The following is a 12,385-nucleotide window of genomic DNA, read 5'->3' on the forward strand; positions in this document are numbered from 1 at the left end:
TTGCCTGCATTTTCGTCAAACTTTAGAGAGATAGCCCCGCGACCCCGGCCAACAGGCACTTGGCCGGAGCCATTCGATCATGAAATTAAGGTTGATTGCGGCCTGCGTCAGGCTGGTGTCGCAGATGCCCCTTCCCGCCAATGTCAAGGATCGGGGCGCCGCCTGTGCGAGCATCCGGGACCGGGCCCTGTTGCAGCCGGCACACCGCGGCTGGACTGCCGTGGCGCGGGGTTACGGCGCCCTCCTCTTTCGGTCCGGGGCCCTGGCGCCCGGGCCCCGCCGCTCGCCCGGCGTGCCGGCCGGGATCTTTCGCGCCGGGCCTGTCTTCACCCCGCGCGGCTCCGCGGCCCGCCGCCGCGATCGCAGGGCCGCCGGGCGGTCACCGGACCACCCTGCGCAGAATCGGTTCAAATCGCATCTCCTTGCCGAGCGGCCAGCAAGAGATTGCGGTGCCGGTCGGTGTCCTTTACTCTCGCTTCGGACCACGCAGAGGAAGCATTCGCGATGAAATTCGAGGGAACCAAGGACTACGTTGCCACGGACGACCTGACGGTCGCCGTCAACGCCGCCGTCACGCTGGAACGGCCGCTGCTCGTCAAGGGCGAGCCGGGCACCGGCAAGACGGAACTGGCCAGACAGGTGGCAAGCGCCCTGGGCCTCGACATGATCGAGTGGAACATCAAGTCGACCACCAAGGCGCAGCAGGGGCTGTACGAATACGATGCCGTGTCGCGCCTGCGCGACAGCCAGCTGGGCGAAGAGCGCGTGCACGACGTGCGCAACTACATCAAGAAGGGCAAGCTCTGGACCGCGTTCGAGACGGACAAGAAGGTCGTCCTGCTGATCGACGAGATCGACAAGGCCGATATCGAATTCCCCAACGACCTGCTGCAGGAACTCGACCGGATGGAGTTCCACGTCTACGAGACCGGCGACACGATCAAGGCCCGCCAGCGCCCGATCGTGATCATCACCTCGAACAACGAGAAGGAGCTGCCCGACGCCTTCCTGCGCCGCTGCTTCTTCCACTACATCCGCTTCCCGGACATGGAGACGATGCGCCAGATCGTGGCCGTTCACCATCCGGGCATCAAGGAGGCGCTGCTGACCACCGCGCTGACCCAGTTCTTTGAACTGCGCGAAACCGGCGGGCTGAAGAAGAAGCCCTCGACCTCGGAGGTGCTGGACTGGCTCAAGCTGCTGCTGGCCGAGGACCTGCAGCCCGAGGACCTGAAACGCGACGGCGCCAATGCCCTGCCCAAGCTGCATGGCGCACTTTTGAAGAACGAGCAGGACGTTCATCTCTTTGAACGGCTTGCCTTCATGGCCCGGGGCCAGCGATAAGGGCATCAATGCAATGACGCGGCGCGGAGGCCGGGACAAACCCGGCCCCGGACCGCGCGTCCTGATGCCGGAGTCGTGACACATGCCCAAGAATGACCTGATCGTGCGGCCGCTTGAAGCGGATGATCGCGCAAGCTGGACACAGCTCTGGGATCTTTACCTGGAATTCTACCACACCAGCGTGACGGACGAAGTGCATGATGTATACTTTGACCGGTTGCTGAACGACGATCCGAACGATTTCAATTGCTTCATGGCCATTCTTGACGGCAAGCCCGTGGGCCTGACGCATTACCTGTTCCATCGTCACGGTTGGAAGGTCGAGAACGTGTGTTACCTGCAGGACCTCTACGCCCTGCCCGAGACCCGCGGCACCGGCGTGGGCCGCGCCCTGATCGAGGCAGTCTATGCCGAGGCCGACCGCCGGGGCGCGCCCTCGGTCTACTGGCTGACGCAAGAGGACAACGCCACCGCCCGGAAGCTCTATGACCGGATCGCCGCCAAGACCGATTTCATCAAGTACCAGAGGCCCCTCTGATGGGGCTGCGCCTCGTCGCCCTGGCCCTGCTGACGTTGTCTGCCTGCGCCCCGGTTGCGACCGGGCCCGAAACGCCCTCCCGTGCCGCGACGACCCAGTCGGGGCCGCGCATGCCGCCGATGAAGGTCTTTGGCGAGGCGCCCCTGCGCCCGGTCACCCGCGCCAATGCCGAAATCGCCCGTGATTTCCTGGACCTGGCATTCGCGCTGGAATCCGGCCGCAGCCTGCAACGGCTGACCCGGTTCGAAGGGCCGATCCGCGTGCGCGTCACCGGCGCCCCGCCCCCGGGCATGTCGGCCGAGCTCGACCGCGTGCTGGCCCGGATGCGACGCGAGGCGGGTCTGGATATCGCACGCTCCACCGGCGCGGCGGGGATCACCATCCAGGCCGTGCCCGGCGCCTCGATCCGGCGCTACCTGCCGCAGGCCGCCTGCTTCGTTGTGCCCAACATCACCCGGCTGTCGCAATACTCCGCCGCCCGCCGCCGCAACCTGTCGGACTGGGCCGGGCTGGACGAACGCGAGACCATCGCGATCTTCATCCCCAACGACGTCAGCCCGCAGGAGGTCCGCGACTGCCTGCACGAGGAACTCGCACAGGCGCTCGGCCCGCTGAACGACCTGTACCGGCTGCCGGATTCGGTCTTCAACGACGACAATATCCATACGGTGCTGACGCCCTTCGACATGCTGATCCTGCGCGCCTATTACGACCCGGCGCTGCACAGCGGGATGAGCCGCGACGAGGTCGCCGCCCGCCTGCCCGCCATCCTCGCCCGGCTGAACCCGGGGGGCGAAGGGCGCCCGGCCCGCTTCCTGCCCGAAACGCCCCGCGCTTGGACCGATGCGATCCAGAACGCGCTTGGCCCCGGCGCCTCGCCCGCCGCGCGCACCCGCGCCGCCGGCCGTGCGCTGGCGATTGCCGAAAGCGAGGGCTGGACGGATCACCGGCTGGCCTTCTCGCATTACGCCTATGCGCGCCTGACCCAGGGCCGCAACGCGGAATCCGCCCTGACGCATTACCGCAAGGCCCGCGCGATCTACGCCGCCCGCCCCGAGACCGAGATCCACAATGCCTATGTCGCCGCCCAGCTTGCCGCCCATTCCATCGCCCGTGGCGACGGCGCGGGCGCGCTGCGGCTGCTGCGCGGCCAACCCGAACTGGCCCGGCGCTACGAGAACGGCGCGCTGCTTGCCTCGCTCCTGATGCTGCGGGCCGAGGCGCTGGACCAGCTCGGCCGCAGCGCCGAGGCGCGCGCCGTCCGACGCGACAGCCTGGGCTGGGCGCGCTTCGGCTTCGGCCCCGAATGGGCCGTGCGCGCCAAGCTGAGCGAGATCGCCTCGCTCAACCCACAACGAACCGGAGGCTGACATGATCGTCATCGTCGCACTGATTGCAGGCGCCATCTTTGGCGGCCTGCGGGCCCGCGCACGCGGGGGGCGCCGCGCGGATATTTTGCAATACGCGGCCGTTTACGCCATGATCTTCGCATTGGCGGGTCTCTTCGCCACGATCTTCATTCACCGCGCCACGGTCTGATCTCATGTTTGTCCCCTTCTTCGAAAACCTCCGCTCTGCCGCCGTTCCGGTCTCGCTGCGCGAATACCTGACGTTCCTAGAGGCGATGAAGGTGGGCCTGGCGACCTATGATGTCGAAGCGTTCTACTACCTGGCGCGCACTTCGATGGTGAAGGACGAGCGCAATATCGACAAGTTCGACCGCGCCTTCGCCAAGACCTTCCAGGGGCTGGAAAACATCACCTTCGACCAGGTGCTGGAGGCGGTCGAACTGCCCTCGGACTGGCTGACCAAGATGGCCGAAAAGCACCTGACCGAAGAGGAAAAGGCCGAAATCAAGGCCCTCGGCGGTTTCGAGAAGCTGATGGAGACGCTCAAGGAACGCCTGCGCGAACAGCAAAAGCGCCACCAGGGCGGGTCCAAGTGGATCGGCACCGCCGGCACCTCGCCCTTTGGCGCCGAGGGCTACAACCCCGAGGGCGTGCGCATCGGGCAGGAGAAATCCCGCCACCAGCGCGCGGTGAAGGTCTGGGACAAGCGCGAGTTCAAGAACCTCGACGACACGGTCGAACTGGGCACCCGCAACATCAAGGTCGCGCTGAAACGCCTGCGTCGCTGGGCGCGCGACGGCGCCGACGAGGAGCTGGACCTCGACGGCACGATCCGCTCGACCGCCGAACACGGCTACCTCGACGTCAAGACCCGGCCCGAACGGCGCAACGCGGTCAAGGTGCTGCTGTTCCTCGATGTCGGCGGCTCGATGGACCCGCATATCAAGGTGGTGGAAGAGCTGTTTTCGGCCGCGCGCTCCGAATTCAAGCACATGGAATATTTCTACTTCCACAACTGCATCTACGAGGGCCTGTGGCGCGACAACCGCCGCCGCTGGTCGGAACAGACGCCCACGCGCGAAGTGCTGCGCACCTACGGTCACGACTACAAGGCGATCTTTGTCGGCGACGCCTCGATGAGCCCCTACGAAGTCGCCTATCCCGGCGGCGCGAACGAGCACTGGAACGAGGAAAGCGGCGAGACCTGGCTGCGCCGCGCGCGCGAACAGTGGTCCGACAACCTGTGGATCAACCCGGTGCCCGAGAAATACTGGGGCTACACCCAGTCGATCAAGCTGATCCGCGAGATCTTTGACGAGCGCATGGTCCCCATGACGCTGGAAGGACTCTCCAAGGGCATGAAGGAACTGACCCGTTAGACCCCAGCCCCGGCGGATGATGCGAAACCCGGCAGATGCCGCCGGTCACGGTGACGTGGCCGACGGTGAACGGTGCTGCGGCTGGACCGGGGCGCGCTGCGATGGTTCACTCGGGCGATGACGGAACCGGCCGACGGCACCCTAGCACTGAAGACGATGGAAAAGGCCGCCGAGTTCGAGGCCTGGCTGCCGATGGCGCTTGCCGCGCATGGCCCCTCGCTGATGTTCCTGCTCTGCGGCCTGTCCTGTCTGGCACTGCCGGTGCCCGCCTCGCTGGCCATGCTGATCGCGGGCGCCATCGCGGCCACCGGCGACGCCGAACTGTGGCAGCTGGCGGTGGCCAGCTTCCTTGGCGCGATCACCGGGGACCAGATCGCCTATTTCGTCGGGCGCGCCGGGCGCGGGCCGCTGATCCGCTGGCTGGACCGGGCCCCGAAACGCCGCGACGCCCGCCTGAGGGCCGAGGACTGGACCCGGCGCCGCGGCGGCCCGGGGGTTCTGCTCAGCCGCTGGCCGATTTCCCCGCTGGGGCCTTACGTGAACTTTGCCGCCGGGGCCGCCGGCCTGGGCTGGAGCCGCTTTGCCGCCTGGGGCATCCCGGGCGAGGCGGTCTGGGTCGGCATCAACCTCGGGCTCGGCTATCTGTTCGCCGACCAGATCGCCCATGTCGCGATGCTGGCGCATGAGGTCGCCGGGCTGGTGATCCTGATGCTGGCCCTGATCGGGCTGGGCATCTGGCGGGCCCGCCGGCGCGCCGGGCAGCTGCGCGACAGCGAGGGCTGAGCCCCGGGATGCCCCCGCGATCCCGCCAATCCACAAAAATCTTCCTTCTATGCGCAGCTTTTGCCGGACTGGCCATCCCGCCCATTGACCAATTGTTGCTATTGCGCTACATGCCGCCGCACAGGGGTTAAAATTTGCATTAGAATGCAGGGCCATCCGGGCCGGACCCCACCAGACGCGGCGGGCCCGACAGTGTCCGTCAATTCGACGGATACACATGACCAAGTTTACCGATCTGAATCTGGACCCCAAGGTCCTCAAGGCCATCTCCGAAGCCGGGTACGAACACCCGACCCCGATCCAGGCGGGGGCCATCCCCCACGCCCTGCAGGGCAAGGACGTCCTGGGCATCGCCCAGACGGGCACCGGCAAGACCGCCAGCTTCACCCTTCCGATGATCACCATGCTGGCCAAGGGCCGCGCCCGGGCGCGGATGCCGCGCTCGCTCGTGCTCTGCCCGACGCGGGAACTGGCGGCACAGGTCGCCGAAAACTTCGACACCTATGCCAAATACGTCAAACTGACCAAGGCGCTGCTAATCGGGGGCGTGTCCTTCAAGGAACAGGACATGCTGATCGACCGTGGCGTCGACGTCCTGATCGCCACGCCCGGCCGCCTGCTGGACCATTTCGAACGCGGCAAGCTGCTGCTGACCGGCGTGCAGATCATGGTGGTGGACGAAGCCGACCGCATGCTCGACATGGGCTTCATCCCGGATATCGAGCGGATCTTCTCGCTGACGCCCTTCACCCGGCAAACTCTGTTCTTCTCGGCCACCATGGCGCCCGAGATCGAGCGCATCACCAATACCTTCCTCTCCGCCCCCGCGCGGATCGAGGTCGCCCGCCAGGCCACGACCGGTGAGAACATCACCCAGGGCGTGGTGATGTTCAAAGGCTCGCGCAAGGATCGCGAACCCTCCGAGAAACGCCGCCTGCTGCGCGACCTGATCGAGGCCGAGGGCGAGGCGCTGACCAATGCGATCGTCTTTTGCAACCGCAAGGTCGATGTCGATATCGTCGCGAAATCGCTGAAGAAATACGGGCTGGATGCCGCGCCGATCCACGGCGACCTGGACCAGTCGACCCGCACGCGCACCCTGGACGGATTCCGCGATGGCTCGCTCAAGCTGCTGGTCGCTTCGGACGTGGCGGCGCGCGGGCTGGACGTGCCTTCGGTCAGCCATGTGTTCAACTTCGACGTGCCCAGCCACGCCGAGGACTATGTCCACCGCATCGGCCGCACCGGCCGTGCCGGGCGCAACGGCAAGGCGGTGATGATCTGCATCCCGCGCGACGAAAAGAACCTGGCCGATATCGAAAAGCTGGTCGAGAAACCGATCCCGCGCCTCGACGCCCCGGCGGGAAGCGCCACGGCCGATCCGGCCGAGGACATCGCAGCCGAGGACACCACCGCCTCCTCGTCGCGCTCGCGGTCCTCGCGCAGCTCCTCCTCGCGCAGCTCGTCGTCCTCGCGCAGTTCGTCGTCGTCCCGCAGCTCCGCCCCGCGTGAGAGCGCCGCACCGCGCGAAACCGAAGAAGCCGCCGCCCCGGCGGCCCCCGCCCGCGAAGAGGCCCCCAAGCCCGAGCGCAGCCCGTCGCGTGGCCGTTCCTCTTCGCGCGGGTCGGACAATGCCACGCCGGGGATGGGCGATCACATGCCCAGCTTCATCGCCCTCAGCTTCGAAGAGCGCAAAGCCGTCTGATCCGCCTGCCCTGTGGATAGTTCTGTGAACGGACTGTCCGCGCACTGAAAACACCTACAAGTTTACCCAGCGTTAAGTTGTTGCTACAATAAACTGTCTTGGGTGTGGGCTTTGGTGTGTATTGAGTGAGGCAGCATGTGGAAAATCAGTCCGGGCGGGAACAACCGCCGCGCGCATGAACGTTACAAGATAACCCAGGATTGCACTCTCGTCTTCGAAGAGCATTCCGCACGGTGCCGTACAGTCGACATGTCGCTGGGTGGCGCAAGGCTGACCCTGCCGCTGGCCGCCGCTGCCTATCCGATGGACACGGTCCGCGGCCTGCAGATCGCCCAGATCGGCTTCATGAAGGTCGATATCCAATGGATCGCGGGCAACGAGGTCGGGCTGGCCTTCCGCAACCCGCAATCCGCCGTCGCCTCGCTCAACGCCCTGTTCATCCGCCACCGCAACTATCGGCCCCGGCTGATGAGTGGTTGAGAGACGACAGGCGGCCAAGGCATCGGCGCAACGCCAAGATATCGCGCCAAGCCTTCACATCGCAGCCCGACACGCCCCGGCCCCCGCGCCGGGGCCCCGCCGAGTTGCCCCTGGCCCCCGCTCTCAGCTCAGGCGGCTGACCACCACGGTGACCTCGGGCTTCTTGCCGATCTCGTCCTGCGCGGTCTGGCGGACGACGCGGCGCAGGGCCTCGCCCAGCTTGTCGTCATCGGTGAGGGTGGCCTGCCCGGCCCGGTTCAGGAACTGGCTCAGGTCCTCTTCCATCACATCGACCAGCGGCGCACGGCTGCGGCCCATCTCGGCCAGGCCCATCACGTCGCACCAGGGATCGCCCAGCGGTTCGTCATCCTCGTCTATGATCACGGTCACGGTGACATGCCCGTTCAGCGCCATGCGGATCCGGTCGCGCACGATACCGTCCATCGCGCCGATCTGGGTCGACCCGTCAAGATAGGTGCGCCCGGTCTCGACATATTCGGCCACCGTGGGCGCATTGCCCGACAGGTCCAGCATCGTGCCGTTGACCGCGATGATCCCCTCGCGCCCCAGCGATTTCGCCAGCTTGGCATGTTCGCGCAGGTGGCGGTGTTCGCCATGCATCGGGATCACCATCTGCGGATCCACAATCTGGTGCATGCGCTCCAGGTCGGGCCGGTTGGCATGGCCCGAGACATGGTACATCCCGCCGTTGTCGTCGACGATCTCGACACCCTTTTCCGAAAAGGCGTTCATGATGCGGATCACGCCCTTTTCGTTGCCGGGAATGGTCTTGGAGGAAAAGAGGAAGGTATCCCCCTCCTTCATCTCGAAGCCCAGGTATTTGCCCCGCGCCAGCTGGGCCGAGGCCGCGCGCCGCTCGCCCTGGCTGCCGGTGACGATCAGCATCAGGTTCTCGCGCGGGATCGACTGGGCGTCCTCGGGGCTGACCACCTTGGGGAAATCGGTCAGCACGCCGGTTTCGATCGAGGCTTCGATCATCCGCCGCATGGCGCGGCCCAGCAGGCAGACCGACCGGCCGGCGCGATCCGCCGCCTCGGCCAGTGTCTTTACCCGGGCGACGTTGCTGGCGAAGGTGGTCGAAACCATCATCCCCGGCGCGCTGGCGATCAGCGCCTGGATATTGGGGCCCAGGGTCGATTCCGACCGGCCCGGCGCGGGCGAAAAGACATTGGTCGAGTCGCAGACCAGCGCGCGCACCCCGGGCCTGGCCACTTCGGCCCAGAGATCGGGGTCGAAGGCCTCGCCCACCAGGGGGTTGGCGTCCAGCTTGAAATCGCCGGTGTGGATGACCCGCCCGGCGGGCGTGTCGATCACCAGGGCCGAGCTTTCGGGGATCGAATGCGAGATCGGCAGGAAGCCCACCTTGAACGGGCCAAAGCTGACCTGCTCGGGCCAGGCCGAGGCGGTGCGCACCGCCTTGTCCGGAATCCCGTATTCCGACAGCTTGCCGCGCGCGATATTCGCGGTAAAGGCGCGGGCGATGATCGGGGCGCCGAGCGATTCATAATGGTGCCCGACGGCGCCCACGTGATCCTCATGCGCATGGGTGATAAAGACCGCCTCCAGCTGGTTGCGGCGTTCCTTCAGCCAGGTGATGTCCGGCAGGATCAGATCCACCCCCGGGGTGCCGTCCATGTCGGGAAAGGTCACGCCGATATCGACGAGGATCAGGCGTTCCTCCCCCGGCTTGCCGTATCCGTAGACATAGGCGTTCATCCCGATCTCCCCGGCGCCGCCGAGAGGGAGGTAGATCAATCTGTCGGATGTCATACGTTACCCTGTGCCTTGTTGAAGTCGTAGATGATGCGCAATCCGTGAATGGTTATGAATTCGTCAAATTCATCGAAGAGCGTATCGCCCTGTCCGAAGAGCGGCGCAAGCCCGCCGGTCGAGATAATACGCATCGGGCGATCATATTCGCCCCGGATCCGGTCGCAGACCCCGCGGACGAGGCCCACATAGCCCCAGAAGATGCCCGATTGCATGCAGGCGACGGTATTGGTGCCGATCACCTTCTGCGGTTTGGTCACGTCGACATGGGGCAGCGCCGCCGCCATCTCGTGCAGGGCCTGCAGCGACAGGTTCACCCCCGGGGCGATCACGCCGCCGACATAGGCCCCGTCCTGGGCCACCACGTCAAAGGTGGTGGCGGTGCCGAAATCCACCACGATCAGATCGCCGCCATAGCGGTCGAAGGCACCGGCCGAATTCACCAGCCGGTCGGGCCCGACCTGCGTGCCCTCGTCCACCCGCGGCAACTTGGGCAGCAGGCATTCCGGCTTGCCCACCACCAGCGGGCGGCAGTTGAAATAGCGGTCCGACAGGACGCGCAGGTTGAACACGACGCGCGGCACGGTGGACGAGATGATGACCGCGTCGATCTCCATCGGGATCCGGTGATGCGCCAGCAGGGTCGAGAGCCAGACGTAATACTGGTCCGCCGTCCGCTGGTGTTCGGTCGAGGTGCGCAGGGTGCAGAGGAAACGTTCCCCGTCCCAGATGGAAAACACGGTATTGGTATTGCCGCAGTCGATGGCGAGAAGCATGGATCTCCCCCCTCCCCGGGGATGGATGTCACAGAAAGACGTCTGCCGCCGCGATGGCCTGCCGCCCGGCGCCGGTGCGCAGGATCAGCCGTCCGTCGTCGTCGATGGTCTCGAAGATGCCGCGCGTCTCGGCGGTGCCGGTGCGGGCCAGGATCTCGCTGCCCAGCCGTGCGGCCCGGTCCAGCCACAGGCGGCGGATCGGGGCAAAGCCCAGCACGGCAAAGCTCGCCTCGTGGGCGGCATAGGTTTCGGCAAGGACCGCCAGGTAATCCTCGGGCGTGACCAGCGCGCCGGTCTCCTGCGCCAGCGCCACCGGGCGCAGCGCGTCCGCGGGCAGAGTCGCGGGATCGGGCGCCTCGGCCAGGTTCACGCCGATGCCGATGCTCAGGCCCACGACGCGGCCCCTGCGCTGCACGCTCTCCAGCAGGATGCCGGCCACCTTGCCGCCGTTCAGCAGCACGTCATTGGGCCATTTCAGCTGGAACGGTTCGGCCCGCCCGCTGAGCGCGACGAAAGCGTCATAGACGGCCAGGGCGGTGACAAAGCTGCGCAGCGCCGCGCGGCCCGGCGGTTCGTCCAGCGGCAGCACCAGCGTGGCCGCGAAATTGCCCTTGGGATGGGTCCAGGCCTTGCCCCGGCGCCCGCGCGCCTGGGTCTGACGCAGGGCCAGGATCCAGGTCGGGCCGGTCAGGTCGTCGAACCGGCGCTCGGCCTCGTTCAGGGTGCTGTCGGTTTCCGGCAGCACCACGCGGGCATAGCCCGAAGGCCAGCCCGCATAGGCATCCGGTTGGCCCGGTGTCACTGAACCAGCGTCATCGCGGCCGAGGCGGCCGCCGCTTCGATGCCGAAGAGGTTGATCATCCCCAGCACCATGATCGCGGCCGAGCCCATGAGCAGCGTCCAGAGCACGGGCGAACGCCCGGTTTCCAGGGTCGAGCCCTCGGAGCCGAAGTACATGTAGAACACGATCCGCAGGTAGTAGAACGCCCCGATGACCGAGGCCACGACGCCCGCGACCGCCAGCCAGGCCAACCCGCCGTCATAGGCCGCGCGCAGCACGTACAGCTTGCCGAAGAAGCCCACCAGCGGCGGCACGCCGGCCAGCGAGAACATCAGGATCAGCACCGCGAAGGCCCGTCCCGGCTGCTGCCTGGAATACATGTTGAGCGAGGCGATATCGACCACCGGCGCGCCGTCCCGCTCCATCGTCAGGATGAAGGCGAAGGTGCCGATGTTCATGGTCACGTAGATCGCCATGTAGATCAGCATCGCCTGCACGCCCAGCTCGGTCCCCGCAGCGAGGCCCATGAGCGCATAGCCCATATGCGCGATCGAGGAATAGGCCATCAGGCGCTTGATGTTGGTCTGGCCGATCGCCGCGATCGCACCCAGGAACATCGACAGCACCGACAGGCAGGCCAGGATCTGCTGCCAGTCGCCCACCACGCCGCCAAAGGCATCGTAGACGACCCGGGCAAAGAGGCCCATGGCCGCGACCTTGGGCGCGGTTGCGAAGAAGGCGGTGATCGGGGTCGGCGCGCCCTCGTAGACATCGGGTGTCCACATGTGGAACGGCACGGCCGAGACCTTGAACGCCAGGCCCGAGAGCATGAAGACCAGGCCCAGCAACAGGCCGATCGGGGTGTAGCCCTCGCCCGCCGCGCCGATGATGCCCGAGAACAGCGTCGTGCCCGAGAAACCGTAGATCAGCGAGGCGCCATAGAGCAGCAGGCCCGAGCTGAGCGCGCCGAGGACGAAGTATTTCAGCCCCGCCTCGGTCGATTTCACGCTGTCGCGGCGCAGCGAGGCCACGACGTAGAGCGCAAGCGACTGCAGCTCCAGCCCCATGTAGAGCATGATCAGATCGCCCGCCGACACCATCACCATCATGCCGACCACGGCAAGGGTGACGAGGACCGGATATTCGAACTTCAGGATCCCGCGCCGGGCCATGTATTCCTGGCCCATGACCAGCACCGCCGCGGCCGAGAACAGGATCACCACCTTGGCGAAGCGGGCAAAGCCGTCGTCGATGTACATGCCGTTGAAGGCGGTGACATCCTCGTCCCCCACGGTCGCCATGATCCAGACGCCAAGCAGCACGAAGACCGCCGAGGTCGCCCAGGTGATCAGCCCCGCCGCTTTGTCCTTGGTGGTGTAGACCGCCGCCAGCAGCGCCCCCATCGCATAGAGCGACAGGATGATTTCGGGAAGGATGACGTTCAGATCAGCCTGCATCT

Annotated in this window: 12 protein-coding genes; 8 read left to right on the forward strand and 4 right to left on the reverse strand. The window is 66.3% G+C overall.

Going from position 1 to position 12,385, the window contains the following annotated elements:
- Positions 1-504 precede the first annotated feature (504 nt).
- From GLS40_RS12525 to GLS40_RS12555, 8 genes are all read left to right on the forward strand, one after another.
- A complete protein-coding gene (locus GLS40_RS12525; protein ID WP_160383077.1) occupies positions 505-1,344 on the forward strand; it encodes an AAA family ATPase in 840 nt (279 codons plus the stop codon).
- A gap of 82 nt (positions 1,345-1,426) precedes the next feature.
- Positions 1,427-1,882, forward strand: a complete 456-nt coding sequence (locus GLS40_RS12530; RefSeq protein WP_160383078.1) for a GNAT family N-acetyltransferase — start codon at positions 1,427-1,429, stop codon at positions 1,880-1,882.
- Positions 1,882-3,252 carry a DUF2927 domain-containing protein gene (locus GLS40_RS12535; RefSeq protein ID WP_202076134.1) on the forward strand — a complete coding sequence of 457 codons (1,371 nt, stop codon included), beginning with the start codon at positions 1,882-1,884 and terminating at the stop codon, positions 3,250-3,252. The genes GLS40_RS12530 and GLS40_RS12535 overlap by 1 nt, the downstream gene beginning before the upstream one ends.
- 1 nt (position 3,253) lies before the next feature.
- On the forward strand, positions 3,254-3,421 hold the full coding sequence (locus GLS40_RS17850) for a hypothetical protein (RefSeq protein ID WP_202076135.1): 168 nt from the start codon (positions 3,254-3,256) through the stop codon (positions 3,419-3,421).
- A gap of 4 nt (positions 3,422-3,425) precedes the next feature.
- Positions 3,426-4,610, forward strand: a complete 1,185-nt coding sequence (locus GLS40_RS12540; RefSeq protein ID WP_160383079.1) for a vWA domain-containing protein — start codon at positions 3,426-3,428, stop codon at positions 4,608-4,610.
- A 117-nt stretch (positions 4,611-4,727) separates the two neighbouring features.
- The gene (locus GLS40_RS12545; RefSeq protein WP_160383080.1) at positions 4,728-5,393 is read left to right on the forward strand and encodes a DedA family protein; all 666 of its coding nucleotides are present in this window, start codon (positions 4,728-4,730) and stop codon (positions 5,391-5,393) included.
- Between the two features lie 217 nt (positions 5,394-5,610).
- Positions 5,611-7,098, forward strand: coding sequence for a DEAD/DEAH box helicase (locus GLS40_RS12550; protein ID WP_160383081.1), 1,488 nt, complete (start codon positions 5,611-5,613; stop codon positions 7,096-7,098).
- A 135-nt stretch (positions 7,099-7,233) separates the two neighbouring features.
- Complete coding sequence (locus GLS40_RS12555) at positions 7,234-7,578, forward strand: PilZ domain-containing protein (protein WP_160383082.1); 345 nt, start codon at positions 7,234-7,236, stop codon at positions 7,576-7,578.
- Between the two features lie 123 nt (positions 7,579-7,701).
- On the opposite strand, the gene GLS40_RS12560 is transcribed toward GLS40_RS12555, so the two are convergent.
- Genes GLS40_RS12560 through nuoN form a run of 4 tightly spaced genes read right to left on the reverse strand, consistent with a single transcriptional unit; the run spans position 7,702 to position 12,383 of the window.
- Positions 7,702-9,369, reverse strand: a complete 1,668-nt coding sequence (locus GLS40_RS12560; protein WP_160383083.1) for a ribonuclease J — start codon at positions 9,367-9,369, stop codon at positions 7,702-7,704.
- Positions 9,366-10,145, reverse strand: coding sequence for a type III pantothenate kinase (locus tag GLS40_RS12565; RefSeq protein ID WP_160383084.1), 780 nt, complete (start codon positions 10,143-10,145; stop codon positions 9,366-9,368). The genes GLS40_RS12560 and GLS40_RS12565 overlap by 4 nt, the downstream gene beginning before the upstream one ends.
- Positions 10,146-10,173: 28 nt before the next feature.
- Positions 10,174-10,947: a biotin--[acetyl-CoA-carboxylase] ligase gene (locus tag GLS40_RS12570; RefSeq protein WP_160383085.1), complete on the reverse strand. Its 774-nt coding sequence runs from the start codon at positions 10,945-10,947 to the stop codon at positions 10,174-10,176.
- Positions 10,944-12,383: an NADH-quinone oxidoreductase subunit NuoN gene (gene nuoN / locus GLS40_RS12575; protein ID WP_160383086.1), complete on the reverse strand. Its 1,440-nt coding sequence runs from the start codon at positions 12,381-12,383 to the stop codon at positions 10,944-10,946. The genes GLS40_RS12570 and nuoN overlap by 4 nt, the downstream gene beginning before the upstream one ends.
- Positions 12,384-12,385: the final 2 nt, after the last annotated feature.

It is taken from the genome of Pseudooceanicola pacificus (assembly GCF_009789075.1).
GTDB classification, from domain to species: domain Bacteria; phylum Pseudomonadota; class Alphaproteobacteria; order Rhodobacterales; family Rhodobacteraceae; genus Pseudooceanicola; species Pseudooceanicola pacificus.

Bases quoted from the DNA above. Each gene is read 5' to 3' on its own strand.
- GLS40_RS12545 (WP_160383080.1), top strand. From the start codon at position 4,728: ATGACGGAACCGGCCGACGGCACCCTAGCACTGAAGACGATGGAAAAG.
- GLS40_RS12555 (WP_160383082.1), top strand. From the start codon at position 7,234: ATGTGGAAAATCAGTCCGGGCGGGAACAACCGCCGCGCGCATGAACGT.
- GLS40_RS12540 (WP_160383079.1), top strand. From the start codon at position 3,426: ATGTTTGTCCCCTTCTTCGAAAACCTCCGCTCTGCCGCCGTTCCGGTC.
- GLS40_RS12525 (WP_160383077.1), top strand. From the start codon at position 505: ATGAAATTCGAGGGAACCAAGGACTACGTTGCCACGGACGACCTGACG.
- GLS40_RS12550 (WP_160383081.1), top strand. From the start codon at position 5,611: ATGACCAAGTTTACCGATCTGAATCTGGACCCCAAGGTCCTCAAGGCC.
- nuoN (WP_160383086.1), bottom strand. From the start codon at position 12,383: ATGCAGGCTGATCTGAACGTCATCCTTCCCGAAATCATCCTGTCGCTC.
- GLS40_RS12530 (WP_160383078.1), top strand. From the start codon at position 1,427: ATGCCCAAGAATGACCTGATCGTGCGGCCGCTTGAAGCGGATGATCGC.
- GLS40_RS12565 (WP_160383084.1), bottom strand. From the start codon at position 10,145: ATGCTTCTCGCCATCGACTGCGGCAATACCAATACCGTGTTTTCCATC.
- GLS40_RS17850 (WP_202076135.1), top strand. From the start codon at position 3,254: ATGATCGTCATCGTCGCACTGATTGCAGGCGCCATCTTTGGCGGCCTG.
- GLS40_RS12560 (WP_160383083.1), bottom strand. From the start codon at position 9,369: ATGACATCCGACAGATTGATCTACCTCCCTCTCGGCGGCGCCGGGGAG.
- GLS40_RS12535 (WP_202076134.1), top strand. From the start codon at position 1,882: ATGGGGCTGCGCCTCGTCGCCCTGGCCCTGCTGACGTTGTCTGCCTGC.